Source organism: Streptacidiphilus sp. P02-A3a (assembly GCF_014084105.1).
Taxonomy (GTDB): Bacteria; Actinomycetota; Actinomycetes; order Streptomycetales; family Streptomycetaceae; genus Streptacidiphilus.
Window position 1 is genome coordinate 6,452,327 of the sequence record NZ_CP048289.1, and the last position, 25,336, is coordinate 6,477,662.

Sequence of the window (25,336 nt, forward strand, 5' to 3'; positions counted from 1 at the left end):
CGGCGCTGGGGCCGACAGGTCCTGGCCGGGGTGGGTCAGCGGGTCAGTGGACGGTCCACTGCTGGAGCGCCGAGCCGGTGTTGGGCTGCTGGGTGACCAGCGCGCCGTTGCCGGTCGAGGCGGTGGTCAGCAACAGGCCGGTGTGCACGTTGGTGAGCGTGTAGCCGCCGTTGGCGAGCAGGGACACGGTCCAGTGCTGGTTGCTCGCGCCGCTGCACGGCCACTGGATCACCGTCGTACCGGCGGTGGTGAACCCGCCGTTGTCGTCCATGCACTGCCCCGACGAACCGTTGACCAACTGGTACGAACCGTCGGACTGCTGGGTGAAGGCCCAGTTCTGGTTCGCCGCGCCGGTGAGCGCCGAGGTGTCGAGCTGGATCCCGTCACCGCTGGACGAGTTGGGGTCCTCCAGCGCCTCGCCCTGGAGCGCGACGGTGTGGCTGCCGGTCACGTTGGCCGCCGGGGTCCACTGCTGGAGCGCCGAGCCGGTGTTGGGCTGCTGGGTGACCAGCGCGCCGTTGCCGGTCGAGGCGGTGGTCAGCAACAGGCCGCTGTGCGCGTTGGTGAGCGTGTAGGCCCCGCTGGACAGTTGCGCCACCGTCCAGTGCTGGTTGCTGGCGCCGCTGCACGGCCACTGGATCACCGTCGTACCGGCGGTGGTGAAGCCGCCGTTGTCGTCCATGCACTGCCCCGACGAACCGTTGACCAACTGGTACGAACCGTCGGACTGCTGGGTGAAGGTCCACTGCTGGTTCGCCGCGCCGGTGAGCGCCGAGGTGTCGAGTTGCCGGGCCTCGGTGGTGGACGAGTCGGGGTCCTCCAGCGCCTGGCCCTGCAGCAGCACGGTGTAACTGCCGTTCGGCAGCGAGGGAGCAGCGACCGACCAGCTGAAGGTGGTCGCGCCCGAGGCCGCGCCCGCCGTCGCGGTGACGGTCGCGGTCCCGCTGCCGGTGCTGCTCGGGGTGCCGCTGATCAGGCCGGTGCCGGAGTTGACGGTGACCCCGGCGGGCAGGCCCACGGCCGAGTAGGCGGGTGTGGCCCCGGTCGACGAGGCGGCGGTGGCCTGCAGGTTGACCGCGGTGCCGTCGGTCCAGCTCTGCGCGCCGATCGGGTTCACGGTGACGGTACCGGCGGTGGTGCCGACGGCGGTGACGGTCAGCGTCTGCTCGTTGCTGGTGCGCGATCCGCCGACGCTGTTGCCGGTGGTGTTGGTCCAGTAGCGGGCCGGGGTGGTCTCGGCGACCGCGCCGGAGCCCGTGGTCAGCCCGACCACCAAGCCGCTGTAGCGGTTGACCAGGCGGTAACTGCCGCTGGTGGCACCGCTGCTGGAGCTGGTGTCCGGGATCACCCACCACTGCTGGCCGACGGTCGGGCCGGTGCCGCCGGTCGCGGTGACCGTGGGCGCGGTGCCCCAGGCACGGCTGCCGGTGCTGCTGCTGCCGACGCCGAGCAGCTGCCCGGTTCCGGCGTTGACGATCTGGTAGGAGCCGTCGCCGTCGGCGACGAAGGACCAGGCCTGGAGGGTCGACCCGCTGGCCGAGGCCTGCGAGGCGGTGGCCGAGCTGCCGGAGACCTGGCCCAGGAACTGACCGTCCGCGCTGGCGATCCGGTAGGTGTCGGCCGGGTTGAACAGCGTGGCGGCCGGGGCGCTGGAGCCGACGGTCAGGTTGGCGTACTCGCCGGAGGAGCCGGCACAGGCGATCGCGCAGTAGGAGCGGAAGCTCTCACCGACGATGGTCGAACTGGTCAGGTTCTGGTTGTCGAGGAACCAGCGGTACCAGGAGTCCGAGGTGTAGCTGCCCGAGTCACCGATCAGCGTCCACTGCTGGGTGGCGAGGTTGGCGGTGGCGTAGAACTGCTGCGGTTGCGGGGTGCTGGTGTTCACCACCTCGGGCTCGCCGAGGTACAGGCCGAGGTAGGCGTCGTACGCGATGTTCATGATGAACAGCGGTGACTTGGACGGTAGTTCACCGGCCGCGACCTGCTGGTCCACGGTGCCGGTGTTGGCCGGGTCGTAGTCCTGCCCGACCGGGGTGTAGCCGGTCGGTGCGGCCGAGGTGGCCGGTACCATGTTGCTCTCCTGGCCGCCCACGCCGGGCTGCGACCAGGCGCCGTCGTACCACTTCTGCCAGGTGCCGGTCGCCATCTTGCCGGAGATCGGCGCGCGGGCGACGTGCGCCAGGCCGCCGGTGCTGCCGCCGACCCCGCCCTTGGGCACGATCCGGGAGCCGTAGTAGACGTAGAAGTACCCGGAGGCGGTGTCCACGAACAGCCTCGGGTCGCCGTCACCGTAGTCGTAGGTCTGGTTCGGGAAGGCCGTGGTGTCGCCCCGATCGGTGCTGTACGGCGAGGTGATGGCGTGGCCCTCGATGGTCCACACCTTGCCCTGGTCGGTGGAGACGGCGTAGTCGATGGAGTCGTAGTGCAGCCCGTCGCCGAAGGGCTGCGGGGTGAACTCGTCGTGCACCAGGCCGTACCAGTTCCCGGTGTCCGGATCGACCCAGACCCCCACCAGGTCGCAGTAGTTGACCTCGGCGTAGCCGGAGCCCGAGGGCGCGGCGGTCGCCTCCAGACCGGTCGGGCTGTTGTCGCAACGCCAGGTGGTGTCGGCGTTGGAGTCCTGGGAGTTGGCCGGGTTGACCGCGTTGTCGAGGGCGCTGTCCGCGGTCGCGGTGTCGAAGTCGGTGCCGGTGTAGAAGTTCCACTTGCGGGAGTCGGTCGCGCCGTAGAGCGAGTTGGACTCCTGGTAGTAGAAGGTGCCGTCCTTGTCGACGAACGGGCTGGCCGGGGTGTCGTCGGGGTTGCCGAAGGACCCGATCGAGCCGACGTTGACGGTGTAGCTGGGGGTGGCCGCGGTGGCCGAGGCCGGAGCGGCGGTCAGCGCACTGACGCCGAGGGTCGCCAGCGCCAGGGCGGCCAGGGCCCCGACGAGTCTTCTTCGTACGGGTTCTTTCGGTGCGGGTCTGGTGGAGCGAGCTGACACCGTGACTCCTTTGTCGTGGCACCCACGCGGTGGGGGTGCGTGGTGGGGGTGCGGGTGCAGACGTGCTGCGGTGCACATGTGGTGCGTGGTGCGGTGCGGTGCGGTGCGTGCTGCGGTGCACATGTGGTGCGTGGTGCGGTGTGGTGCGTGGTGCGGTGTGGTGCGTGGTGCGGTGTGGTGCGGTGGTCCCCCGTTTCCACTCGCGGCGGCCGGGTGGCGGCGTCCGCGCGCCCCGTCGGCCGTCGTCAGCGGACGTCTGTGTCAGCCTTCCGACATCCGGAAGTCGTACGCCGGGGGGATCGGCTGCCCGGGGTGGACCGCGAGCCACAGGGCGTCCAGGGAGAGCTCGCCCGCGCGCATGTCGTCCGCCCGGATCCCCTCCGCCAGCAGTTCCCGGATCCGGTCGTGCGCGCGGACCAGCAGGTCGGCGGCCTCGTCCTCGCCGTCGGCCAGTCGGAGCAGGCCGAGGTGGTAGAGGGCGTGCCAGTCCCGGGCGTTGGCCTCCAGCAGCGCGCCAGCGGCTGCCGGTGATTGGGCCGACGCGGCGCCCGCCCCGGCCCGGGCCTGGTCCCAACTGCCGTGCACGGTCTGCGGGTCGACCGCGAGCAGGCCGTAGCCCCCGATCCAGGACCAGCTGCTGCGGGCGGGCATCGGCAGGTGCTCCAGCTGGGTCCGGGCCAGTCCGGCCTGGATCTCCAGGTAGGCGCGGTCGGGCCCGGGGAGCCACTCCTGCCAGTGCCGACCGCCGGTCGTGGTGCCCCAGCAGAACAGCTTGCGGCCGCGCAGCCGCTCGGTGCTCCGTTCATCCTGTTTCGCATGGAAGTTTCCTCTCGCAGGGGGCGCCAACACCCCGGAGCCCCCGTCAGGCCTGCGACCTCGGGCTCGCTCGTTGGGTCGGAACAGTACGGCTTATTTGACCGCTAAAACAAGAGGCCGTGCGCAGGATTGTGCAGCCGCTCATTCATCGACCCGGTCACCGTGGGAGAATGGCTGATGCAGCCACCACCGGCCCCGCCAAGCTGTCTTGACGGGATTCGGGTGTGGGGCTACGTTTCAGCCCAATTCATTTGATCGGTAAAAGGCGAGGAACCCGATGGCGACGATGCGGGAAGTGGCCGAGCGCGCCGGAGTCACCAAGCAGACCGTCTCGAACGTGGTCACCGGGCGCGTCCCGGTACGGCCGGAGACGGCGGCGCGGGTGCGCTCGGCGATCGAGGAGCTCGGTTACACCCCGAACCTGGTGGCCCGTTCGCTGGCGACCGGCACCACGATGACGGTCGGCCTGTTCGTCCCGACGGTGGCCAGCCCCTTCTACTCGGAGGTCGTCGAGGAGGTCGAGAACGTCCTGGAGCAGCACGGCTACCACCTGCTGCTGTGCACCACCCGGTTGGACGGCGAGCGCGCCCGGCGGCACCTGGCCGGCCTGTCCAGCCGCTCGGTCGACGCGCTGCTGATCGCGGGCGACCGCGACCTGATCGACCACCTGCCGCTGCTGGCGGACGCCCGCTTCCCGGTGGTGCTGTGCGCCTGGGAGAGCGAGGCGCCGGGCGACTTCCCGGTGGTCACCATCGACTACGAGCAGGCCGGTTACCTGGCCGGACGCCATCTGCGCGAGCTCGGGCACGAGCGGGTCGCGGTGGTGGCCAGCCTGCCCGCGCACACGGCCCGGCTGGAGGGCTTCCGGCGGGCCTTCGCCCGCGACGGGCTTAGCGTGCCGGACGCCTCGGTGTTCGTCCCGGCGGAGCCGACGCCCGCCGGGGGCGCGCTGGCCGCGCGCGCGGCGCTCGCGGCCGATCCCGCGCCGACCGCGATCTTCGCCACCCATGACGTGCTCAGCTACGGCGTGCTGGAGGCCGCGGCGGCGGCCGGACTGTCGGTCCCGGGCGACCTGTCGGTGGTCGGGCACGACGACATGCAGGAGGGCCGGCAGGCCCGCCCGACGCTCACCACCGTGGTCTTCCCCAAGCAGGAGATGGCCCGGCAGGCCACCGAACTGCTGCTGCGCTCGCTCGCCGCGCAGACCGCGCCCACCAACGCGCTGCAACTGCTCCGGCCCACCCTGATCGTCCGCGAGAGCACCGGCCCGGTCCCCGGGGCGACCGGCGCCGCCCCGGCCGGGGTTGGCACGGACTGACCCGGGCCCCGATCCCGCCGACCCGCACGCGCGCGCACCGACCTCCCGCCGAAGGAGTCCCGTCATCCGTCCGCCCCCACGCTCTGGTACCGGAAGCCCGCCGCCGGGTTCCTGGAGGCGCTGCCGCTGGGCAACGGCCGGATCACCGCCACCGCGGACGCGGTGACCGTCACCGGCGCCGACGAGCTGCTGGTCGCCGTCGGCACCGGGTACCGGGGCCACGACCGGCAGCCGGTCGGCCCCGACCAGGGCCCCGCCGAGGAGGTGGGGCGGACGCTGGCCGCCGCCGACCTGCCCTACCAACGCCTGCGCGAGGAGCACCTCGCCGACCACCGCCGCCTGCCAACCGGCCACCCTCCCACCGGCCTGGCCGACTGCCACGAACCGCTGTTCGAGCTGATCGCCGACCTGACCGTGACCGACCCCACCGGCCGGCTGCCGCTCGGCTCCCCCTAAGGGCGACTCCCGACCGCGGGGATTCCTCCTTGAGGAGGAATCCCCCGTCGCACCGGGCGGATAGCGTCGTGAACGGACAAGTCGTGGACGGACGGACGGACGGGCGGTCGCGGTCGCGCCGGGCCGCCGGTGCGCCCTTCCGCGCACCGCGGCAGGCGCTGCCGCCCGACCGGGAAGGCCGCGCCGCACTCCTACGAAGGGCGAGCCCGCCATGGCAGACCGTGAACTCCCCGCCGGTCCGGGGCGGCGGGCGCGCGCGCCCCGACGCCGACGGGCCCGCCTGGCGTCCGGCGCGCCGCTCCTCGCCGCGGCCCTGCTGCTCGTCGGCTGCACCGCCCCGACCGCGACCTCCGGCGCGGCCCCGGCCCGTGCGGCGAAGCCGACGCCGACACCGACGCCGCAGGGCCCCTATGTGGCGCTCGGGGACTCCTACACCTCCGGCCTCGACATCCCGGACCCGGTCGGCAGCCCGGCCGGTTGCGACCGTTCGAGCCGCAACTACCCGTCCCTGGTGGCCCGTTACTTCAAGCTGGGGCCGAGTGAGGTGCACGACGTCAGTTGCAGTGGCGCGACCACCGGCGACCTGTCGTCGCCGCAGAGCACGCAGGACGGCAGCAACCCGGCCCAACTCTCCTCCGTGGACGCGGGGACCGCGCTCGTCACCGTCGGCATCGGCGGCAACGACATCGACTTCACCGGGATCCTCACCCACTGCGTCGCCCTCGACGCGCTCGGCGACGTCGTCGGCAAGCTGCACCACTTCGCCGACGAGGACGCGCCGTGCCGCGCGTACTACACCGACGACGGCACCGACCAGATCGGGCAGCGGATCGGCGCCACCGCCACCGCGCTGGCCGGTGTGCTCGCCCGGATCCGCCAACTCGCGCCGCACAGCCGGGTCTTCGTCGTCGGCTACCCCGACCTGCTGCCCACCGCGGACAGTGCGGGGTGCGCGCACGTGCTCGGTGTCACCGCGGCCGACGTCGACTACCTCAACGGGGAGGAGGTCCAGCTCAACCGCGTGCTGCAACAACAGGCCAGGGCGGCCGGGGACGTCTACGTCGACACCTACACGCCCTCCCGTGGACACGACGCCTGCGCCGCCCGGGCCACCCGCTGGATCGAACCGCTGTTCCCCGACGCGGCGGCGGCGCCGATGCACCCCAACGCCGTTGGCCAACAGGGCATCGCCACCGCCGTCGAGCACAGCATCGCCGCCGCCTACTGACGTTTCGTCAACTACCCCTCATAGGACGAGTGGTGCGGGTTCGGCGCGGAGTGGTGGGAGTGCGGCCAGGTGGGCGGCGAGTCCGCCGCGTCGCCCGGCGAGGGCGGCGTGGAGGGGACGAGCGAGGCGGTGAGCGAGGGGTCCGGCGAGGCCGGACCGGAGGACTTGCTCGGCGGCAGGCTGGCGGGCGGGCTGCTGGGAGCCGGGGAGCCGGACGTCCTGGAGGAGGTCCGACCCGAGGTCGGCGTCGCCGGGGCGATCGGGACCGACCACTGCCCGCCGTCCGCGACCGGCGGCGCCGACGAGGCGGCGCCCCCCACCGACGCGGGCGGGTTCGGGAACGCCGGGGACCGGCCGCCGGTGACCGACTTCATGTAGTCCTGCCAGATGTCGGTCGGGAAGACCACGCTCAGGTCGGCGTCGAGGCCGCCGAGGTGGTCCAGCGACTGCACCACGGTTCTGCCCTTGGGATCCACCCGGTAGTCCCACAGGCCCACGGTGGTGACGATGTCCGTGGTGTAGCCGGAGTACCAGGCGCTGGCGTCGCCGCCGATGGTACCGCTCTCACCGGCCGTGTGCTCGTCGCCGCCGACCGCCGACAGCGCCGCCGGACCGGGCGGGACGGCCGAGTTGGAGACGGGGGCCGCGCCCTGGGAGGCGAGCAGGCCGGTGATGGTCGCGGCGGTGTCGGCGGACATCGCCGCGCTGCCCTGCGGCCGGTAGTGCCACACCGTACGGCCGTTCACGGTCACCGACAGCGCCATCGACAACTCGTGGTACACGCCGCCGTCGGCGAAGACCGCGTAGGCGGCGGCCATCCGGGCCGGCGACTCCGGCGCGATACCCAGCCCGAGTTGCTGATCCTTCCTCAGTTTCGCCAGTGGTTCCGGGAGTTCGGTCGGGTTTGCCTCCAGGTTCTGGGTCAGCCCCACCTTCCCCATCAGTGACCACAGTTGCGACGCGGAGGCGGAGTCCCCGCCGCCCTCGCCGAGCGCGGCGGTCATGGAGCCGCTCTGGCCGGACCCGGCGGCGCCGAGCTGGGCGGCGGTGGCGAACGCCGACATCTGCGAACCGGGCTCGATCTGCGCCTGGGTCGCGTTGTCGTACTGGGTGCTGCCCGGATAGAAGGCCAGCAGCTCACCGCTGTGGGTGTCCACGCTGGCGAGACCGACCTGCACCCCCTTGTCGACGGCGGCCTGGCCCGGGCTCTTCGGGTTCAGCCGCTCGTACAGGTCGGACTTCACCGTCCGTACCGCGGCGGTCATGTCGGCCTGGTTGAAGGTGGTCCGGATGACGTCACCGCCCGCGTGCGCGGCGGCGGAGCTGGGGACCGCCGGGTCCTGCTGGTGCAGCTTGTCCAGGTAGGTGTCGGCCACCTGCGCCATCGCCGAGTCGTCCACCCCGTTGGCGTCGTAGCTGACCGCGCCGGGCAGCGGCAGCGCGGTCGGCCAGACCGCGGCCTGGAGCTGCGCCGGGGTCAGCTGACCGGCCTTCACCATCGCCTTGAGCACCAACGCCCAACGGGCCTTCAGTAGTTGCTGTGAAGTGGGATCGGTCTGCGACAGCACCGTCGGCTCGTTCACCAGCGCGGCCAGGTAGGCCGCCCGCGCGGGGTCGGTGATCTGGTCGACCGGCACACCGAAGTAGGTCTCGGCGGCGGCCTCGATCCCGTAGGACCCGCGGCCGAAGTAGACGGTGTTGAGGTAGTCGTCGAGGATCTCCGTCTTGGGGAAGGTCGCGGTGATCTTCACCGCCTTGAAGATCTCCACCAGCTTCCTGGTGAAGGTCGGATTGTCCGTCAGATAGGCGTTCTTGACGAACTGCTGGGTGATGGTCGAGCCACCCTCGAACTCACCGCCCTGGACGTCGCTGACCAGCGCCCGGAGGATGCCCTTGGGCGCGATTCCGGCATCCGAGTAGAAGGTGGGGTTCTCGATCGAGACGATGGCGTGCTGCATCGTCTCCGGGACCCGGGTGATGGGCACCAGTTGCCGGTCCTGCAGTCCGGCCGCGTAGAAGACGGTGCCGTCGGAGTACTCGTACACCGTGGCCGTGGGCATCTTCAACGCGTTGATGTCGGGCACCTTCACGTTGGCGTAGACGATGAGCACCAGGCCGATCAGGGCCACCACGCAACCCAGCAGCCCGCCGCCGACCAGCCGCCAGGAGGGGAGCAGCGCGCGCCAGCCGGACCGGCCGGTGCGCGGGTAGTCGATGACCCGCCGGTAGCCGGTGCGCCGGACCTTCTCCTTCTTCTGTGCTCGCACGAGTTCAGTTGCTCCCGCCGCTGGCGGGCAGCGTGGGTATCGGGATGGCCGCCGCGCGGCTCGTGGCGCAGACCAGACCCTCCTGCCCACCGGCGTCCTCGGGCCCCGTCGCGTGCGGATCACCCATCGCCCCGTACGGGCAGGTCGCCGGCAGCGCCTGCCACACCCGGTTCCAGGCCGGTGCCGTGAGCAGCGCCTCGACCTGCGGCACCGTCAGCGCCTGGGTCGGCGCGCCGGTCGCCTCACCGAAGGTGACCGACTGACCGTCCGGCCCGTTCCACACCATCGTCCAGATGGCGTTGCCGGTCCCGGTTTCGGGGTCCTTCCAGGACTTGTCCACCATCATCGTGCCCCCGTCCACGGAGGTCACGGTGCAGACGTCGTAGGCGCCCGCGTTGCTGGAGCAGTAGTCGTCCTTCGAGGGGATCCGCTCCACCAGCAGCGAGGTGGTGGACTCGCCGTTGGCGGTCGCCAGGTCCGTCTCGACCTCCGCCCCCCACTCCCCTCCGAGGCCCTCCACCTGGGGGGCGAACACCCCGAAGTCGACTCCGAGCGCGCTCTGCTTCGCCGTGCTGTACTTGGCCGGGAACAGCGAGCGCAGGGTCCGCGCGACATAGTCCGGCATCCAGGCGGTGTCAGCCGCGGCCGCCCCGCCCGAGCTCTTCAGGGGCTGCTTCACGCTGCCGGTGCCGGCGCTGTCCTTGGGTGCGGGCTCGGCCGTGGTCGCGGGCTCGGCCGTGGCCGAGGGCTTGGCTGTCGCCGTGGGCGCGGCCGTCGCCGTGGACGGGGCCGCCGCCTCCACCGAGGGGCTGCCGCCCGAAGCGCCGCCGCCCAGCAACGGCACGCCCACCGCGACGATCACCCCGAGCGTGGCGACACCCACCAGCGTCCGCTTGACGATGGCCACCCGCCGGATCCGCCGCCCCCGGCTGACCGCCCCCGCGTACAGGCTCGCCGGAGCCGGTTGCACCGCCGACTCGGCCACCGCTCTCAGCTCATGGGCGAAATCAGCCTCGATGTCCGAAGACATGCCGTTTACCTCTGCTTCCCTGCTCGGTGACCAGTGGTCGGTGGTGTTCGGATGGCCGGTTTTCGGATGGCCGGGGATTGCCTGGCCGGGGATTGCCTGGCCGGTGCTCGGCGAGTGTTCGGAGTCCGTGTCCACGGGCGATCAGCGCTCCGCGATCTCGGCGAAGCTGCTGCCCAGTACCCCGCGCAGCCGCTCCAGCGCCCGGCTGCTGCGCGAGCGCACCGCCGTGGACGACAGCCGCAGGGCCGCCGCCGTCTCCTCCACGCTGCGGTCCTCCCAGTAGCGCAGCACCAGCACCGCCCGGTCCTGCGGTGAGAGCCGCCGCAGCGAGGCCAGCAGCGTCAGCCGCAGCGCCGGATCCCCCTCCCCCGCCACGCCGTCCGCCTGCTCCGCCAGGATCCCGGTCGGCAACTCACTGCTGCTGCGCTTGCGGCGCTGCGATATGAAGACGTTGACCAGCACCGTCTGCGCGTACCCGGCGAGGTTGTCGACCCGTGACAGCCGCCCCCAGCGCGCGAACATCCGCCCCAGGGTCTCCTGCACCAGGTCCTCGGCCAGGTGCGCGTCCCCCGCCGTCAACAGGAACGCCGTCCGGAACAGCTGCCCACCCCGACCCACCGCGAACTCCTGAAAGTCGACAGGCTCCTGCGCGCGGGACCGTGCCGCCGTACCGGCGACTGCCATGTGCTCCATGCCCCACTAACGCCACGGCCACATGGTTCTGTTGCAGCCAAACATCAAGAAATTGGTTTATCCGCTTTGATACCGCTTCGCTGCCGCCGCCGAGGGCGGCGAAGCGCCCCGCGCGATCGGAGTGACGCGCGGCCGGGGCGTCGTGCATGATCGGCCCAGCCGTCCGCCACTCCCGCCCCTGGAAAGACCAGCCGATACCCGCGCCGCTGTCCACGTCCGCCTCCCCGCACCCGCACCCGCACCCGGTGCCTGAGTTCCGTGGCGACTTCGAGACGCACCTGACGGTGCGGTGCGACGCCGGGGCGCTCGCCCGGCTGGACCTGTGGGCGGGCGCGGCCGGTCTGAAGGTGACCCCGGGACGACGCCAGCCGACGCCTCGCCGACGCCCTGGAGCCGACCTTCGACGTCCCGGCGGCCATCGGCCACGGCCTTGCCCGGCGCGTCCACTGGCTGGAACCGTGGACCCGGCGCTACCGCGAGCCGTACCGGGCGCAGGGCCTGCGCGCCGCGCTGCGGCGGATGGCGGACGACCTGCTGCCACTGGTCTCCGCCGTCCTGGTCACCAGGGAACTCCTCGGTGCCGACCGCTGCGACCTGGTGTGCGACATCCCGTGAGTTCATCTGATGCCGGGAGGGCGCCCAGCCTGCTGGCCAGGGCGTTCTGGTGCCCTTTCGATCCGAGCACCCCAGTGAAGGAACTTCAGGATTCATGAAGTAGTCTCAGTCTTCACGATGGTTCCACTTTCCTCGTGAAGCTGAGGAGGCTCGGGTTGGCGCTGGCCGCTGTACGGGATCTGCGCGAGCTCCGGGCGCCGGCCTCGGCTGAAGAGCTGGAGGCGTTCGAGACCGACGTGCTCGCCGGCTTCGTGCTGGCGCGGGCATCGGCGGGGCTGGCGGACGGCACCATCCGCGGCGACGTCGGCAACCTGGAACAGATCCGGACGTGGTTCGGCCGTCCGCTGTGGGACATGGAGCCCCCGGACGCCGACGCGTACTTCGGGCGGGTGCTCCGCGGTTCGCCCAGCGGCACCCGGCTCGCCCGGTCCCAGGCGCTGACCACGTACTTCGCGTTCCTGGAACTGCGGCACAAGATCGAGATCCACCAACTGACCGGCCGGGTGGTGGACTGCCCGATCGACGAGATGAACCGCCCGCGCGGCAGCAAGGACGCCCAGCTGCGGATCCCGCCGACCTCACCCGAGGTGGACAGGCTCTTCAGCGGCTGGGCCGGCGACCTGGCGGTCTGCCGCAAGTTCGGCCCGACCGCCCGCAACTACACCGCTGCCCGGCTCATGGCGGGGGTGGGCCTGCGGGTGAACGAGGCGTGCCGACTGGACCTCGCGGATATCAAGTGGGACCTGGGCCGGTTCGGCAAGCTCCACGTCCGCTACGGCAAGGGCGCCCGGGGCTCGGGGCCGCGCGAGCGGATGGTGCCGCTGATCAACGACGTCGGGCGGACCCTGCGCTGGTTCATCGAGGACGTGTGGGGGCAGTTCGACGACGACCACACCCGGCCCGGCGCCCCACTGTTCCCCTCGGAGCGCAAGAACGCCGACGGCTCGGCCCGCCGGGTGGGCGACGACGCCCTGCGAACGGGCCTGGCCGGGGCGGCGGAGGTCCATCTCCCAGGCTGGGCAGAGAAGTTGACTCCACATGTGCTGCGGCACTTCTGCGCGTCCGAGCTCTACCTGAACGGCATGGACCTCATCGCAATTCAGGAGGTTCTAGGACATTCTTGGATCGCGACGACAATGCGATACGTCCACGTGCACCGCACGCGGGTCGAGGATGCCTGGGTCGCCGGGCAGGAACGCGCCGCACAGCGGCTGGGAGGACTGATCCGATGAGGTGGAACCTGCGACTGACGGCCGCGAGCAAGGGCGTCTGGAAGGCATCCGACCTGCAGCGGAGTCTGGCCGAGCACGGCCTGGTGATCTCCGCCGGCAAAATGTCCGGGCTGTGGTCCGGACAGCCGGTCTCCCTCAAGCTCGACGACCTGGACGTCATCTGCGTCGTGCTGGGCTGCGACATCGGGGACCTGCTGATCCCCCAGCCAGAGACGGTCACCCGCCCCGGCCAGGACACCGTCCAACAGGCCGCGGTCGGCTCCTCGTCCACGGTCGTGCCCAAGCGCCGCGACGGCCGCTCGCTGCCGCCGGCCTGACAGAAGGTCCGCAAGTGGGACACATACGCGCCGACAAGCCGGCTGCCTCGTGCGCAGGGTGTCTGTCGTGGGGACAACTGCCGGGAAGGTTCTGCCGCGGCTGCTACACCTACGGCCAGACCCACGCCGTGGGGACGTGCGCCGGCTGCCGCCGAGAGGTCGCGATCCCCGAGGCGCACGGCTACTGCCGCCTCTGCCGAGCCCAGGCCACCTGGGCGGGCAAGGCCGCGGGCACTACCGGCAGAGACCGCGTGCTGCTGCCGTTCCTGCGGCAGGTCACCCACCAGCAGCTCTTCTTCGCGAACCTGCAGCGGCCCCGCAACGGCGGACCTCCCGTCGGCAAGGCTGGCCGCCGTGCCCTGCGAGTCAAGCCCCTGCCCACCGCCCCGCCGCCCGCGACGCACTGGCACCAGCCCGAACTGTCCACTGCCGCAAGGGACTTCGGTCGGTTCGACCGCAGGCACGCAGACCTCGACAATCCCCGCCTGGTCCGGGCCCGCAAGGAGGCCCTCGCACTGGGCGAAACCCGGGGCTGGACCCGCTGGATCACCAGTGACGTCGACCGCGCCCTGGTCATCGTGCTGTCCGGCCATTCCGAGGGCGAGGTGATCCGGTACTCCGAGCTCTTCCCGCCGCTTCGCAGCCGCGGACTGTCCGTCGTCCACACCGCCGAGGTCCTGGGCCGGCTCGGCCTGTTCATCGACGACCGCACTCCCTCGGTCGACCGCTGGCTCGCGCGCAAACTCCACGGCGTCGCCCCGGGAATCCGCCGCACCGCCGAGGACTGGGCCCGCACCCTGCTCGACGGCGGTCCACGTTCGCAACCACGCGCGCCGGGCACCGCCCGCGGCTACCTCAACGAGGTCCGCCCGGCACTTCTGGACTGGTCAAACCGCTACGACCACCTGCGGGAAGTCACCCGCCAGGACATCCTCGACGTCCGCGACGCGGTCACCGGCAAACAGCGCGAGAGCCGCATCGTCGCACTGCGGTCGCTGTTCCGGCATGCGAAGAAGACCGGCCAGGTCTTCAAGAACCCGACCGTCCGCATCCCCATCGCCAGGCACGCCGGACCCGTCCTCCAGCCCCTGGAACAGGCCGACATCGACGAGGCGGTCACCGCCTCCACCCGCCCGCACACGCGCCTCATCATCGCCCTGGCCGCCGTCCACGCCGCTCGACCGGGCATGATTCGCGCCCTGCGACTCGACGACGTCGACCTCGGCAACCGCCTGATCACGATCGCCGACCACATCCGCCCGCTGGACGACCTCACCCACCACACCCTCATGCAATGGCTGGACTACCGGCGCACCCGCTGGCCGAACACCGCTAACCCCCACCTGCTGATCACCCAGAAGTCCGCCGTCGGGCACGGACCCGTCGGCAAGCTCTGGGTCACCCAAGCCACCCGCAACCTCCCCGCGAACCTGGAACGCCTCCGCGTCGACCGCCAGCTCGAAGAAGCCCTCACCCACGGCCCCGACCCACTCCACCTCGCCCTGGTCTTCGGCATCGACGAGAAGACCGCCATCCGCTACGCGGCCTCCGCCCGACAGCTCCTAGATCCCGATATCGCACCCTAAGAATCTATAGACACTTAGCATGATGATCTATTAATGTATCGACTATGAATTCACTAAGCGAAGACCTGAAGCGAGTCGCCGCTGAACTGCGGGAAGCCCACGATGAACAGGCCCGACTCACGGCGCACATCGCAGGCCTGCTGGCCAAGCAGGAGTCGCTGCAGCGGGCGGCCTTCACCGCGACCGCGCCAGCGGACGCGACTGACCTGGGTCCGATGACGAAGGCCCAGGCAATCGTGGCGATTCTTAAAGGCGCCCCTAGCTCCATGACCCTCCAGGACATCGCGACAGCCCTGACCGATGCGGGAAAATATGCCAAGGCCAGCGGCGTCTCGGTCTATATGGACGGACTACTGAAGGACGGCCTGGCGATCCGAGTAGCCCGTGGCCACTACGTCGCCGCACGGTGACCGCTCCGTCGAAGTGAGCCCACAGCGCGGATGCCCCCAAATGCGGTCGGCGCACCACAGGCTCCCATCGCCGGTTCACTACGAACCCGCTGACCGACAGCTGAGAAGCACGGCGACGGACCCTCGGGTTCCCACTGAGCGACCCTCAGTATCTCTGAACTCACGGGCCTCACCGGGCGTGAGTAGTTCCGGTACAGGAAGTAGCGCTGAGAAGGATCATGGTCCTTCTCCTCTTGCGTGAGGGCCGGACCCGATCTGGTGAACGTACGCGCGGAGGTCTCGGCGGGTGCCCGTGTACCCCTACGCTGGTGCTGTGCACCAGGGAGGCAGAGCCTGAAGCAGGAGCGGGCCACGGAGTTGGTCGAGCAGATGCTCCGCCGGCTCGACACCGACCAGAGTTGGCCCCTGTATCTGGTGCGGCAGGTCTGGATCTTCGGCAGCTACAGTCGCGGGGCGCTCGAACCGAAGGACGTCGACCTGGCCGTTCTCTTCGAGCGCGACGAGGAGATGACGCAGGCCATCGCGCAGACGATCATGTCCGGCAGCGGCAACCGGTACACCCCCACTCCGCCGCGCGCTCGCTGGCACCTCGCGCGGGCTGCAGTTCAGCTTCGAGAACCATCTCCCTTTGGCCGCAGCCCGCGCCCGCGGCAACGTCGGCGGCAGGCCGACCGTGGTCGACGAGAAGATCCTTCGGATGGCCCGCGACATGCTGCCCAACCCGGAGAACAGCATCACCGCCATCGCCAAGATGCTCGGCGTCTCGCCCGGCACCCTCTACAACCACATCCCGGACCTGAGGGAACTGCGCGCCGGCGGCATCCCGCAGCAGCTCGAAGGAGCGGAGCGGTGATCCCGGGACCGCCGTGGCGCAACAGGGGCGGTGCGCCGTTGCTCGGCGCGTCCGGCCCCGGCCAGACGGGCCCGTTCGGGGCCTGGCCCGCGGAGTCGGACGGTGGCGAAGCCACCAGCGTGTCCGGCGCCGTTTGCCCTTCTTCTGCGCCACCTCATCGGGTGGCGCCACGTTCCAGTGATCCCCAGAGGTAGGCCCATGTTCGAGAATGTCGTGGCGGTGATGGCGTTCGCCGATTCACCCGACGAGGCTGCGGCCTGGTACGGCAACCTGCTGGGGGTGCCGGTCCACCGCGAGGTGAGCGAGAGCGGGGCGGTCTTCGCGTGGGTGGAGCACGCCGGGGTCGAGATCGGGTTCCACCCGGCCGACGACGAGCGCAACCCTCGCGGCGGAAGTCCAGTGGTCTACTGGCGGGTCGCTGATGTGGACAAGGCCCTGGCCTGGTTGCTGGAGGCGGGATGCACGCACCACCGCGGCCCGCTGCGTGTGTCCCCCCAGCGTCAGATCGCGCAGGTCATCGACCCCTTCGGGGTCGTGCTGGGGGTTGATGACGGTCGCTGAGCGGGTGCGGCGGGTCAGGCCAGGCCGTGCAGATCGTGCAGGCCGGTCGCGGCGGCGAAGGCCCGCAGTGCCGCGCGCAGGGAGTGGGCGCTCCACCGGGCGCCGTAGCCCCAGGAGGCTTCGAGGTAGAGGTCAAGGACGTGGGCCGCGGGCATTTCCCGCCCGGCCTGGCGCATCACCGCGGGCAGCGTCACCAGGTCGATCAGGCCCGTGACGTCGGGTCGCACCGTCTCGGTGTCCAGCAGCACCAGGGTGCCGTCCGCGCGGCGGCGCAGGTGCTGCGGCTTGAGATCCAGGTGCCCCAGCGGCACCACGTCGGGGCCGTAGGCATCCAGGTGAGCGGCCGTCACCTCGGCCCAGGCCCCGGCATCGGCGATCCAGGCCGGAGCGAGGTCCTTCGTCGCAGCCAGGGTGAAGCCGGCCAGCGTGGTTGCTTCCGGGGCGGTCAGCCGGGTGGTGGCGGTGTGGACGGCGGCGACGCACCAGCGGCAGGCCGTGCCCGACCGCCTCGGCCTCGGCCCGCGCGAGGTAGCCGCGCGCCGCCGCCCGCTCCGCCGCACGACCCCCGGCCCCGAACCAGGCCGCCCGCAGCAGTGTCGCCACCGTCTCCCGGGGCCGCCCGGCCCGCCGGTAGCCCTCGGCCCCGGCCGCGATCCGCTCGATCAACTCGCCCCGCCGGTCTATTTCCTGACCGTCCAACAGATATCGGACGAGGTCCGCGCGCGGCCGTAGATCAGCCGCCAACGCCGCGATCGCCGGTTCGCCCCCAGCCGCGCCCAGCTCGGCGCAGAGCCGGTCGAAGCGCTCGAACGCCCCCGGCGTCGCCGCCTGACCGGCCAGGCACAGGTTCAGGTAGCCGGCCCACAGCACCGGCTCCGGCTCACCCCCCGCCGGAGCGTCACCCAACAGCTCGACCGCCGAGGCCACATGGCCCTGCTCCAACCGGCACCGAGCCCGCCACACCAGGACGGCCGAGTACTGCGGCGCGCCAACCGCGACCCGGGCCCCCCGCTCCAGCAACTCCGCGTAGCGCCCTCGATCCAACAACCCCGCAGCCCACTCGCCAACCGCCTCCGTCACACCCCCCACCCCCTTCCATCCGCCGACCTCCCCCAATCATCAAGCACAGCACCCCCGTTGCAGCACCAATGGCCGCACCCCATGCTGCCCAGGGGCCTCGACAGGGCCCCTTCTACACCGGCATGACCGACAACTGCTGGACGGGCCGCCGGTCACTGCTTGCCCGCACCGGCCTCGATCGGGCGGACGCGCAGCAGCGCGCGGCCCGGCAGCGCGGTGGCGGCCAGGGCGAGCCCGACCACGGCGACGGCCAGCGGCGCCGCCGTGCCGATCGGGATGTACGGCGCGGCGCCGGTGACCCCCCGCGCGACCGGGACCAGGGTGGTCCAGGCGATCGCTGCGCCCAGCAGCAGGCCGGTGGTGGCCACCAGCAGCGCCTCCCAGCGGAGCATCCCGCGCACCTGGCGGCGGGTGGTACCGGCCAGCCGCAGCAGACCCACCTCCCGGCGCCGGTCCAGTACGGTCATCACCATCGTGTTGGCCGAGGCGACGGCCGCGAAGCCGCCGAGCACCGCCGCCATCACGGTGTTGGCCCAGTTGCTGACCTCCTGGTCCTGGTCGGTCCGCGCGCCGAAGCCCGCCGCGTCGGTGACGGTCAGCGCGGGGGTGCCGAGGCGGCCCAGCGCCGCCGCCACCGTGCTCCGGTCGGCGCCCGGCGCGTCGCCGACCAGCACCTGGCTGTCGAAGGCCGCCGTGACGTGACCGGCCAGCGCCGCCCTGGGCAGCAGCACCTGTCCCAGCCCCAGGCCGCGCTGGTAGAGGGCGACCACGGTGGGACGTACCTGGGTGCCGTCACCGAGCCAGAGCGGGACCTGGTCGCCGACCTTCACCCCGAGGTTGGTGGCGAGTTGGGCGTCGAGCGCGACCGTGCGCACCGTGGCCGCGCCGCCGCCGACCGCCGGGGCGCCGTCGCCCAGCGCGGCCAGCGAGCCGCTGCTGACCCCGAGGTCGAGCACCCGGGACAGCTGCGCCGGGTCGCCCGAGACACCCAGCATGCTCGCGGTGTTCAGCGAGCCGTCCGAGCTGTACAGGGCGGTGCTGCGGAGCACTCCGACCGCCTCCGCCACGCCCGGCACCCGGGCCGCCTGCCCGGCGGTGCCGGACGGCAGCCCCGGACCGGCCGAGCCGAGCACCTGGTCGGCGACCACGCCGGCGCGCACCTGCTGGGCGGAGACGTGGGTGACCGTGCTCTGCAGGAAGAGCAGGGTGCCGCAGAACGCGGTGACCATGACGATCGGGGTGATCGCGGAGGCCAGTCGGCGGGCGTTCGCCCGGGTGTTGTCGGCGGCCAGCGAACCGGTGGGGCCCGCGCTGCCGCTGCGCAGCGGCAGGCCGAGCAGGGTCGCGGCCAACCGGGCCAGCAGCGGGCCGAGCAGCGCCACCGCCAGCAGGAAGCACATCACCACACCGAGGGCGGTGTTCGCGGCGTCGTCGCCGGACAGTCCCGAGGCGACGAAGGCCAGTGTCACCCCGCCGGCCAGGGCCAGCGCGCCGAGCACGGTGCGCACCACTCCGGGCCGGGCCCGCTCCACCGCGGCTTCGCCCAGGGCCTGGCTGGGCCGCATCCGGGACGGGCGGCGCGCCGCCAGGTAGCCCGCGCTCAGCGCGGCCAGCAGCCCCAGGCCCACCGCGACGAGTATCGGGATCGGCCCCACGGACAGCGCCAGCCCCTGCGGTACCGCGCCGCGCGAGCGGAGTTGGCCGAGCCACCAGTGCGCCAGCGCCAGTCCCGGCAGCACCCCGACCGCCCCGGCGACCGGGGCCAGCAGCATCGCCTCGGTGGCGATGGTGCGCCGGATCTGCCGCGGGGTGGCGCCGAGCGCCCGCAGCAGCGCGAACTCGCGTCCGCGCTGACCGGCGGCGAGGGCGACGGTGCCCATCACCACGAAGACCGCGGTCATCGTGGCGATCCCGCCGAAGGAGCCGCCGAGTCCGGTGAGCGTCTCCTGGGCCGAGCCGAGCAGCGGCTGCTCGATGGCGGCCCGGGCGTCCCCGGTCAGTACCTGCGGGCCTGGCCCGACGGCCTGGCGGACCTGGCGGGCCAGCTCCGCGGTGCCGACCCCGGCGCGCGGCTGGACGGCGATCGCGTCGGCCCGGCCGGGGTGGCCGGAGAGTCGGCCCGCGACCTCGTCGGCGAACAAGGCGGTACTGCCGGTGCTGCCGGTGCTGCCGGTACTGCCGGTGCCCTCGGTGGTCAGGCCGGAGACGGTGTAGCCGGTGGGGCTCGAACCGGGGGCGGTCAGCGTGATCCGGTCGCCGACCGCCAGGTGCAGCGCCCGGGCGCCGACGGCGTCCAGCGCCACCTCGTCGCCGCTGGGGGCGGTACCCGCGACCAGCACCGCGGCGCCGCTGGGCTGGGTCGCGGCGGCGGCCGAGAACGGCCGACCGGTCAGTGACGGCGGCGCCGCGTCGGCGCCGGTACTGGTCGGGGCGCCGGTCGGGGCGCCGCTCGGGGCGAGCAGGAGCGGGAAGCCGAAGTCCGCCGCGGCGCGCGCGACGCCCGGTTCGGCGGTGATGCGCTGGATCAGCGCGTCGTCCACCAGGGCCGTCTCCGGCAGCGGCAGGGTGGAGGTGTCGCTGCTCTGGCCGTCCTTGACCGGGAGCTGGGCGTTCTGGTCGGCGGCCACCAGCACCGGGGTCCGCGCGTAGCGGACCGGCGCGAGGTGGGCGGTCACCCCGGTCTGTAGCAGGGTGCCGCAGGCGGTGACGATCGCGGCGGCGAAGAGCAGGGCCACGAAGCTGCCGATGAACGAGGCGGGGCGGAAGCGCACCGAGGCGCGGGCGAGTCCGTTGCTCATGAGGCCACCGCCGCCGCGTAGCCCGCCGCGTCGTAGCCCGGGCCGGGGCCCGCGTCGTAGCCCGGGCCGGGGCCCGTCGCCGCCGAGCTGAGCTGGACCATCCGGTCCGCGACGGCCTGCGGGTCGGGCCGGTCCAGGCCGCCCGCCAGCGCGCCGTCGGCCAGGAAGAGCACCTGGTCGGCGTGCGAGGCGGCCACCGGGTCGTGGGTGACCATGACGATGGTGGCGCCCAGGTTGTCCGCCGCGCCGCGCAGCAGTCCCAGCACCTCGTGCGCGGTGCGGGTGTCCAGGGCGCCGGTCGGCTCGTCGGCGAAGACCACCTCGGGCTCGGTGATCAGCGCCCGCGCGATCGCCACCCGCTGCTGCTGACCGCCGGAGAGCTGGCCGGGGCGCCGACCGCCGTACTCGCCGAGGCCGACCTGGCTGAGCAGTTCCTTGGCCCGCCGACGGTCCTGGCGCCGACCCGCGAGCCGGTACGGCAGCAGGACGTTCTGCTGCACGGTCAGCGAGGGCAGCAGGTTGAAGGACTGGAAGACGAAGCCGATGCGGCTGCGGCGCAGTTCGGTCAGCCGGTTCTCGCTCAGTGCGGTGATCGCCTGACCGCCCAGCAGTACCTCCCCCGAGTCGGGCCGATCCAGGCCCGCCGCGCACTGCAGGAAGGTGCTCTTGCCGGATCCGGAGGGTCCCATCACGGCGGTGAAACTGCCCCGGGGCAGTGCCAGGTCAATGCCCCGCAGCGCGTGCACCGCGCTCTGGCCGCGTCCGTACTGCCGTCGCACCGCCCGCAGCTCGACCGCGGCGGGCTCGGTTTGCTGCTGCGACTGCTCGGCCTGCGGGCGCTTGGCACGCGGTCCCATGGTGTACCCCTCCAACGCTGGTCATCGACGGTGACCACGCTAGGAGAGGACGGGCGCGGCAACCATGCTGGCAACCGGCGTCCCGGGGGTGGGGTTTACCCCCGGGTGCCGCCGGTGCCACCACCAGCGGCGGCCGGTCAGCAGGTGCTGGTCGCCGGGACTCCGGCGAAGCGGGCGTCGAGGAACAGCTGCACCGAGGTCTCCCGGGCCACCGCCTCCTCCGAGTGCTCGCCGACCAGGTCCCGGACCTCCTGTACGGTCCCGCCCGCGTGGCACCAGTTGCCCACGAGCGTGTTGTCCTGGCCGACCGGGACGATCTCGTCGGTGTCGGCGTGGTAGTCGTAGACCGGCGTGGCCGGGGCGGTCGCGCCGAGGGTGTCCCGCGCCAGCACGGCGGCCACCGACGGGACGCCCAACGGGTCGGCCACGGTGGTGTCCTGGCTCAGTTCACGGAACGGGAACTGGCCGAGGATGGTCAGTTCGCACTCCCCGCCGATGGTGGCGAAGTCCTGCTGGCCACGGGAGTTGAGCAGCGACTTGATGCCCGCCTGGGGGAACTCGGTGGCGATCCCGTAGGCGGCGGCGAACTCGAAGCCGGAGAAGGCACCGCCGTCCATGTACTGGGCCACGGCGGTCGGGTCGGCCGGGGTACCGCCGATGGCCGCGCCGACCAGTGGGACGTCGGGGGCGTAGCTGGGCTGGAGTTGCGCGGCCCAGCCGGTGGCCTCGGCGCCGCCGGAATAGCCGTCCAGGGCCCAGGGGTTGGCCGCGCCGATGCCGTCGGTGTCGAAGTTCCTGACCGCGCGGATGCCGTCCAGCACCGCGTGGGCGGCCTGCGGTCCGGCCATGAACACCGACTTGGGGCCCTCGAAGTCGGGGAAGGCCACCGCCCAGTTGGACAGCAGCAGTTCGGCGGAGAGTCCGATCTCCTCGGCGTCGCCGCCGGTGGCGATCAGGTAGGAGGGGGCGCATTCGGTGCCGAGGCTGTCCTCCGGGGACTGCAGCGAGACCGCCGGACGCGGGCCGCCACCGGCCCAGGCGGTCTGCGGCACCACCAGGGTGGTGACCGCCAGCTCCGGCTGGTTGCCGGAGTCGTTGGTCCGGTAGGAGATCTGCCAGGCGTCGAGCGGCACGGACACCCCGGCCACCGCGACGTCCGGCACCGGGCGGCTGCCGACGACCTGGCCGGGCTGGTAGGAGGCGATGTCGGCCGGGGCCGTGTAGAAGGAGTCCTGGTCGGGGACGACCGAGCCGGGCGCGGGGGCGGCGGTGCTCGGCCGGGCGGTGGCCGAGGCGGTGGCGGCGCCGACTGCCGCCGGTACCACGGCGAGTGCGCAGGCGAGGGCCGCGGTGGCCGCGCTTGCGAGAAGGGTGCGCATGGTTCTCCCGATCTGCCGGAGGGAAAGACGGGGTCTTCGGGCGGGTGGGATTACTGGCAGGTAGCCATGAGGAGAGCTTGAGCGCGACACATCAAAGGGTCAAGTGTTGTGAAACGAATTGTCAGCAAGAGTCCGCACGCGCCCAGTTCAGCATGCGGCGCGAGGTTGACGCTCGGTACCCGGTCCGGCATGCTCAGCGGCATGCCGCAGCGCTCCCTCGCCCTGACGACTCGCAGTCACATTGACCTCCTGCGAGTCTGTTCCGCTGCCTGTCGCTGCTGCTGACGGCCTCCACGTCACCGAGCGCCCCCGCCGCCGGCTGACCGGTCGGCCCGCCTCCTCCCCGCGCAACTCGCCGTTCCAGATCATTTTCTGACGGCCACTCACGCATGACCACGCCCACCCTCCGGGTCGGGCGTGGTCGGCGCGCGCCCGCGCGCTCCCCTTCCTTGCTTCATCGGCTTCCCCTGAGGATCACCATGCGAACGAACACCTGGACCGCACGCACGCTCGCCGTCGCGGTCACCGCGGCGTCCCTGGGCGCGCTGCCCGCGACCGGCGCCTCGGCCGCGACGTCCGGCAGCCGACCACTGCCGCTGCCACCGGTGAAGGTCCTCACTGACCGGGCCGGGACCGGCGGCGGGGACATCTTCATCTCGCCGTTCTCGGAGTCGAGCGCGTACGCCAGTGGCGTGGAGATCCTGAGCCAGAACGGCAGGAAGGTCGTCTGGTCGCACGCGGTCCCGGCCGGGCAGGAGGCCTCGGACTTCCGCACCCAGACCTACCAGGGCCAGCCGGTGCTGACCTGGTGGCAGGGCAGCGGCCTCGGCGGCCTCTCCACCGGCGTCGACGTCGTCTACAACGACCACTACCAGAAGATAGCCGAGGTCAAGGCCGGGAACGGCGACTCCGCCGACGGCCACGAGTTCCTGATCACGCCGCGGAACACCGCACTGGTGATCTCCTACACCGAGGCGACCGCCAACCTGACCGCCATCGGCGGCCGCGCCGACCAGAAGGTCATCGACGGCATCGTCCAGGAGATCGACATCCGCACCGGCAAGGTGCTGTTCCAGTGGAACAGCGCGGACCACGTGCCGTACGCGCAGAGCGAGCAGCCGCTGCCCGCCTCGTCGAGCACCCCGTGGGACTGGTTCCACCTCAACGCGGTCAAGCTGGACTCCGCCGGGAACCTGATCCTCGACGCACGCAACACCTGGACCGCGTACGAGGTCTCCCGGAGCAGCGGCCGGGTCCTGTGGCAACTCGGGGGCAAGGACAGCTCGTTCAAGGTGAAGGCCGCCCCCGGCCAGAAGCTGAACGAGGCCGGGGAGATCTTCTCCTGGCAGCACGACCCGCAGCCGCTGGGCGACGGGCGGTACACCTTCTTCGACAACGAGTCAGCGGGGGTCGCGAACACCGGCACCGGAGCCGTCGCCGAACTGCCGTACAGCCGCGTGGTCACCGTGCGGCTGAACGCCAGGACGCACCAGGCGACGCTGGTTGGTTCGGTCGACCAGCCCGCGAAGCTCAGCGCCTCGTCGCAGGGCAACGCGCAGACGCTGGACGACGGCGATGTCGTGGTCGGCTGGGGATCGCTGCCCTACTTCTCCGAATTCAGCCGGTCCGGCAAGCTGCTGTTCAATGCCGAGTTCCCGGCCGGGGTGAACACCTACCGGGCCTACCGCTTCGACTGGAAGTAGCCGGAACTGAGCCTGCCGGAAAACGGCGGATGACCCTGCCGCAGCGCGGCAGGGTCATCCGCCGTTCCCGCGCGCGGGAAAGTCAGAGGGAATCCGGGAGAATTCTGGGAACGCAGTTCCGGACCTATTCGTTCCAGTATAATCTGCATCGGACGACGAGATGAATTGACATATACTCTTCACAATTCAGCGTCACTGCTGGTCAGCGCCCTTGCTCGCGGGCATGGCCGGATCCGGCCCGGTGCCGGGGCCTTGCGCCGAATGGAAGCCTGAATCTAACGTTCTGACTGTGGCGGATCACGCCAGCCAGGATCCGCTCTCCCTCCACCGCACCCGGGATGCCGGTGGAATTCCGCACGGGGAGAGCGTGAAGGAGAGCGTGAAACACCGCACCGAGGCACTTCCCACCCCCGTTGAAATAAACGTGCAGAAGGGTGTGTTCACTATGTCCGGACTCGACCGCGGGCGTCTTGAGAATCTGGCCGCCGAACTCCTGGAAAAGCAGTTCCAACGCGTTCCGAAGCTGCGTGAGCTTCACCGCGGCGAATGGATCGACCGCGACTACTACGTCCGCCACATCACCGAGACGGTGCTGCGGATCCGACTGAACAACGAGGTCGACAGCTACGCGCTGTACAAGGTCGGCTCGCAGGACGACGCGCTGGCCGCGAAGCTCGCCAAGTACCTGGCCGAGGAATTCGGCCACGAGAACATGTTCGTCCGTGACCTGGAGAAGCTCGGCCTCTCCTTCGAGGCGCTGAACGCCACCCCGATCTTCCCGTCCACCGCCAAGCTGATGGGCTACCTGCGGCTTGAGGCCGACCGCTCCGGTCCGGCCCCGACCACGATCTGGGACTGGTTCGTGGAGTGGTACTCCGACCGCTACAACCCGATCATCACCGACAAGGCGGCCAGCGAGTTCGGCAAGGAGTACGTGCACGGCACCCGCGCGCACATCGCCTTCGACGAGTCGCACGACCACGACGAGCTGATGTTCCGCACCGTCTCCCGGGCCGTCGAGAAGTTCAGCTCCCCCGCGCAGGCCGAGGTCTACCTCACCGTCTTCATCGACCTGATCGGCGACTACTTCGACGAGCTGTACCAGGCGACGGTCGGCTCCCGGGCCGCCGAGCCGGCCGCCGTCGGCGCCTGAG

At 71.6% G+C, this 25,336-nt stretch carries 20 protein-coding genes and 1 pseudogene; 12 read left to right on the forward strand and 9 right to left on the reverse strand.

Going from position 1 to position 25,336, the window contains the following annotated elements; translation table 11 throughout:
* Nucleotides 1-43 precede the first annotated feature (43 nt).
* Together GXP74_RS27480 and GXP74_RS27485 are read right to left on the reverse strand one after the other, a co-directional pair.
* A complete protein-coding gene (locus tag GXP74_RS27480) occupies nucleotides 44-2,983 on the reverse strand; it encodes an RICIN domain-containing protein (RefSeq protein WP_225448231.1) in 2,940 nt (979 codons plus the stop codon).
* 261 nt (nucleotides 2,984-3,244) lie between these two features.
* Nucleotides 3,245-3,832, reverse strand: coding sequence for a hypothetical protein (locus GXP74_RS27485; protein WP_182453922.1), 588 nt, complete (start codon nucleotides 3,830-3,832; stop codon nucleotides 3,245-3,247).
* Nucleotides 3,833-4,076: 244 nt separating this feature from the next.
* On the opposite strand from GXP74_RS27485, the gene GXP74_RS27490 reads away from it, so the two are divergent.
* The 3 genes from GXP74_RS27490 to GXP74_RS27500 all read left to right on the forward strand — a co-directional run bounded on the left by GXP74_RS27490 (nucleotide 4,077) and on the right by GXP74_RS27500 (nucleotide 6,801).
* A complete protein-coding gene (locus GXP74_RS27490; RefSeq protein ID WP_182453923.1) occupies nucleotides 4,077-5,117 on the forward strand; it encodes a LacI family DNA-binding transcriptional regulator in 1,041 nt (346 codons plus the stop codon).
* A 162-nt stretch (nucleotides 5,118-5,279) separates the two neighbouring features.
* A complete protein-coding gene (locus GXP74_RS27495) occupies nucleotides 5,280-5,573 on the forward strand; it encodes a hypothetical protein (protein ID WP_182453924.1) in 294 nt (97 codons plus the stop codon).
* Between the two features lie 211 nt (nucleotides 5,574-5,784).
* Nucleotides 5,785-6,801 (forward strand): SGNH/GDSL hydrolase family protein, encoded by a 1,017-nt coding sequence (locus tag GXP74_RS27500; protein ID WP_182453925.1) that lies wholly within the window; start codon nucleotides 5,785-5,787, stop codon nucleotides 6,799-6,801.
* A gap of 11 nt (nucleotides 6,802-6,812) precedes the next feature.
* Here GXP74_RS27500 and GXP74_RS27505 read toward each other — a convergent pair whose 3' ends face one another.
* The 3 genes from GXP74_RS27505 to GXP74_RS27515 all read right to left on the reverse strand — a co-directional run bounded on the left by GXP74_RS27505 (nucleotide 6,813) and on the right by GXP74_RS27515 (nucleotide 10,782).
* Nucleotides 6,813-9,068 (reverse strand): transglycosylase domain-containing protein, encoded by a 2,256-nt coding sequence (locus GXP74_RS27505; protein WP_182453928.1) that lies wholly within the window; start codon nucleotides 9,066-9,068, stop codon nucleotides 6,813-6,815.
* 4 nt (nucleotides 9,069-9,072) lie between these two features.
* Nucleotides 9,073-10,098, reverse strand: coding sequence for a hypothetical protein (locus GXP74_RS27510; RefSeq protein ID WP_182453929.1), 1,026 nt, complete (start codon nucleotides 10,096-10,098; stop codon nucleotides 9,073-9,075).
* 141 nt (nucleotides 10,099-10,239) lie between these two features.
* A complete protein-coding gene (locus GXP74_RS27515; RefSeq protein ID WP_182453930.1) occupies nucleotides 10,240-10,782 on the reverse strand; it encodes a SigE family RNA polymerase sigma factor in 543 nt (180 codons plus the stop codon).
* A gap of 758 nt (nucleotides 10,783-11,540) precedes the next feature.
* Between GXP74_RS27515 and GXP74_RS27520 the strand changes: the two genes are divergently transcribed.
* The 7 genes and pseudogenes from GXP74_RS27520 (at nucleotide 11,541) to GXP74_RS27550 (ending at nucleotide 16,365) form a co-directional block, all read left to right on the forward strand.
* Nucleotides 11,541-12,638: a site-specific integrase gene (locus GXP74_RS27520; protein WP_225448232.1), complete on the forward strand. Its 1,098-nt coding sequence runs from the start codon at nucleotides 11,541-11,543 to the stop codon at nucleotides 12,636-12,638.
* Complete coding sequence (locus tag GXP74_RS27525) at nucleotides 12,635-12,955, forward strand: helix-turn-helix transcriptional regulator (protein WP_182453932.1); 321 nt, start codon at nucleotides 12,635-12,637, stop codon at nucleotides 12,953-12,955. Before GXP74_RS27520 ends, GXP74_RS27525 begins: the two co-directional genes overlap by 4 nt.
* A 128-nt stretch (nucleotides 12,956-13,083) precedes the next feature.
* Nucleotides 13,084-14,541, forward strand: a complete 1,458-nt coding sequence (locus tag GXP74_RS27530) for a hypothetical protein (protein ID WP_182453933.1) — start codon at nucleotides 13,084-13,086, stop codon at nucleotides 14,539-14,541.
* A 44-nt stretch (nucleotides 14,542-14,585) separates the two neighbouring features.
* Nucleotides 14,586-14,951 carry a hypothetical protein gene (locus GXP74_RS27535; RefSeq protein ID WP_182453934.1) on the forward strand — a complete coding sequence of 122 codons (366 nt, stop codon included), beginning with the start codon at nucleotides 14,586-14,588 and terminating at the stop codon, nucleotides 14,949-14,951.
* Nucleotides 14,952-15,320: 369 nt separating this feature from the next.
* Nucleotides 15,321-15,410 (forward strand): annotated as a pseudogene (locus tag GXP74_RS40995) (nucleotidyltransferase domain-containing protein); the annotation flags it as partial.
* Between the two features lie 169 nt (nucleotides 15,411-15,579).
* Entirely contained in the window at nucleotides 15,580-15,804 is a 225-nt protein-coding gene (locus tag GXP74_RS27545; RefSeq protein WP_225448233.1) for a winged helix-turn-helix transcriptional regulator, read from the forward strand.
* 198 nt (nucleotides 15,805-16,002) lie between these two features.
* Entirely contained in the window at nucleotides 16,003-16,365 is a 363-nt protein-coding gene (locus GXP74_RS27550; RefSeq protein WP_182453936.1) for a VOC family protein, read from the forward strand.
* Between the two features lie 14 nt (nucleotides 16,366-16,379).
* Here the strand turns inward: GXP74_RS27550 and GXP74_RS27555 are convergent, their stop codons facing one another.
* The 4 genes from GXP74_RS27555 to GXP74_RS27570 all read right to left on the reverse strand — a co-directional run bounded on the left by GXP74_RS27555 (nucleotide 16,380) and on the right by GXP74_RS27570 (nucleotide 22,479).
* On the reverse strand, nucleotides 16,380-16,925 hold the full coding sequence (locus tag GXP74_RS27555) for a hypothetical protein (RefSeq protein WP_182453937.1): 546 nt from the start codon (nucleotides 16,923-16,925) through the stop codon (nucleotides 16,380-16,382).
* 672 nt (nucleotides 16,926-17,597) lie between these two features.
* Nucleotides 17,598-20,243 (reverse strand): FtsX-like permease family protein, encoded by a 2,646-nt coding sequence (locus GXP74_RS27560; RefSeq protein ID WP_182453938.1) that lies wholly within the window; start codon nucleotides 20,241-20,243, stop codon nucleotides 17,598-17,600.
* Nucleotides 20,240-21,100: an ABC transporter ATP-binding protein gene (locus GXP74_RS27565; RefSeq protein WP_182453939.1), complete on the reverse strand. Its 861-nt coding sequence runs from the start codon at nucleotides 21,098-21,100 to the stop codon at nucleotides 20,240-20,242. The genes GXP74_RS27560 and GXP74_RS27565 overlap by 4 nt, the downstream gene beginning before the upstream one ends.
* Before the next feature lie 137 nt (nucleotides 21,101-21,237).
* Nucleotides 21,238-22,479: a lipase family protein gene (locus GXP74_RS27570; protein WP_182453940.1), complete on the reverse strand. Its 1,242-nt coding sequence runs from the start codon at nucleotides 22,477-22,479 to the stop codon at nucleotides 21,238-21,240.
* Between the two features lie 479 nt (nucleotides 22,480-22,958).
* On the opposite strand from GXP74_RS27570, the gene GXP74_RS27575 reads away from it, so the two are divergent.
* Both GXP74_RS27575 and GXP74_RS27580 read left to right on the forward strand, forming a co-directional pair.
* Nucleotides 22,959-24,182, forward strand: a complete 1,224-nt coding sequence (locus GXP74_RS27575) for an arylsulfotransferase family protein (RefSeq protein ID WP_182453943.1) — start codon at nucleotides 22,959-22,961, stop codon at nucleotides 24,180-24,182.
* A gap of 445 nt (nucleotides 24,183-24,627) precedes the next feature.
* Nucleotides 24,628-25,335: a hypothetical protein gene (locus GXP74_RS27580; RefSeq protein WP_182453944.1), complete on the forward strand. Its 708-nt coding sequence runs from the start codon at nucleotides 24,628-24,630 to the stop codon at nucleotides 25,333-25,335.
* Nucleotide 25,336 lies beyond the last annotated feature (1 nt).

Excerpts from the sequence above, each read along its gene's own strand:
- GXP74_RS27510 (WP_182453929.1), bottom strand. The coding sequence starts at position 10,098 with ATGTCTTCGGACATCGAGGCTGATTTCGCCCATGAGCTGAGAGCGGTG.
- GXP74_RS27560 (WP_182453938.1), bottom strand. The coding sequence starts at position 20,243 with ATGAGCAACGGACTCGCCCGCGCCTCGGTGCGCTTCCGCCCCGCCTCG.
- GXP74_RS27515 (WP_182453930.1), bottom strand. The coding sequence starts at position 10,782 with ATGGCAGTCGCCGGTACGGCGGCACGGTCCCGCGCGCAGGAGCCTGTC.
- GXP74_RS27535 (WP_182453934.1), top strand. The coding sequence starts at position 14,586 with ATGAATTCACTAAGCGAAGACCTGAAGCGAGTCGCCGCTGAACTGCGG.
- GXP74_RS27550 (WP_182453936.1), top strand. The coding sequence starts at position 16,003 with ATGTTCGAGAATGTCGTGGCGGTGATGGCGTTCGCCGATTCACCCGAC.
- GXP74_RS27565 (WP_182453939.1), bottom strand. The coding sequence starts at position 21,100 with ATGGGACCGCGTGCCAAGCGCCCGCAGGCCGAGCAGTCGCAGCAGCAA.
- GXP74_RS27575 (WP_182453943.1), top strand. The coding sequence starts at position 22,959 with ATGCGAACGAACACCTGGACCGCACGCACGCTCGCCGTCGCGGTCACC.
- GXP74_RS27500 (WP_182453925.1), top strand. The coding sequence starts at position 5,785 with ATGGCAGACCGTGAACTCCCCGCCGGTCCGGGGCGGCGGGCGCGCGCG.
- GXP74_RS27525 (WP_182453932.1), top strand. The coding sequence starts at position 12,635 with ATGAGGTGGAACCTGCGACTGACGGCCGCGAGCAAGGGCGTCTGGAAG.
- GXP74_RS27490 (WP_182453923.1), top strand. The coding sequence starts at position 4,077 with ATGGCGACGATGCGGGAAGTGGCCGAGCGCGCCGGAGTCACCAAGCAG.
- GXP74_RS27570 (WP_182453940.1), bottom strand. The coding sequence starts at position 22,479 with ATGCGCACCCTTCTCGCAAGCGCGGCCACCGCGGCCCTCGCCTGCGCA.
- GXP74_RS27580 (WP_182453944.1), top strand. The coding sequence starts at position 24,628 with ATGTCCGGACTCGACCGCGGGCGTCTTGAGAATCTGGCCGCCGAACTC.